Below are 912 nucleotides of genomic sequence, written 5' to 3'. Positions count from 1 at the left end.
TAAAGTTTTCAGCTGCAATCGCTTGGTTCGTGATGGTGGATTCAAATCGGTTTTGAATCGCACCGAGGTTTGCACGTTGGAAGTTTATCGTTGTCAGTGCATTGTCGACAGCAGCCAAAGCTAAAATTGCGCCATCTGATGTTGATATATCAATGTCTTGTACTAGCTGTCCACTTTCGGCTGCGCCGTAGGTGCCGATTTCAAAGCCAGCTTTCTCAATGTCGCCTGTAATTGAGTCTAGCTCGATCTTACCAGCTGATTGCAGAGAAATTGATGCCCTATATTCGGTGCTAGCTGTTAGGCCGATGTTGGCAGGAGTGATACCTGTGAAAGCTCCAACGTCAATGTTTCTTCCATCATCGGCAATCAAGCGGAACTCTGAACCTAAAGCTTCCGCTCGAATACCTGTTTGGCCGGCCTTGTTGTTTATGGCTGAAATAATGGTGTTTTGTTTGTCTGCAACGGTATTTGTATCACTTGTCGAGATCTCAATGGTAACACCGTTTAACAGGAAGCTTCCAGACTCGCCAATACCGACACCAGGAGCTGCGATTGCTGTGGAATTAACCAACGTAGAGTTTACGGTTGCAGTAACACCTGACTGATCAGATACTAGGTTGATCGCATGCGCTTTTGCGATGGCGCTGGTTTCTGGGTTCGTAGAAGAAGGTGATGCTGTGTCAAAAGCGGCTAGTGTTGGTCCTACAGGGACGCTATTTATAACAAGATCTCCAGTAACAAATGTGGTGTTTGTAACGGCTTGACCAATGGCGCCACTGTTAGTGCCGCTGAATTTGCCAACAGCTAAGCCAGCATTTTCAATATCACCAGTTGTTGTGTCGATTTCAATTGGACCTCCATCGGAAGATACTAAGGAAAATGAGCCAGAGTAAGTTGCCGCACCAGCTAGGC

At 46.5% G+C, this 912-nt stretch carries 1 protein-coding gene; it reads right to left on the bottom strand.

Going from position 1 to position 912, the window contains the following annotated elements:
• On the bottom strand, positions 1-912 hold a 912-nt coding region (locus A3735_RS24940), incomplete at both ends, for a flagellin (RefSeq protein WP_255375193.1).

The organism is Oleiphilus sp. HI0061 (genome assembly GCF_001635675.1).
This window is presented reverse-complemented; position numbering and strand designations above follow the sequence as displayed.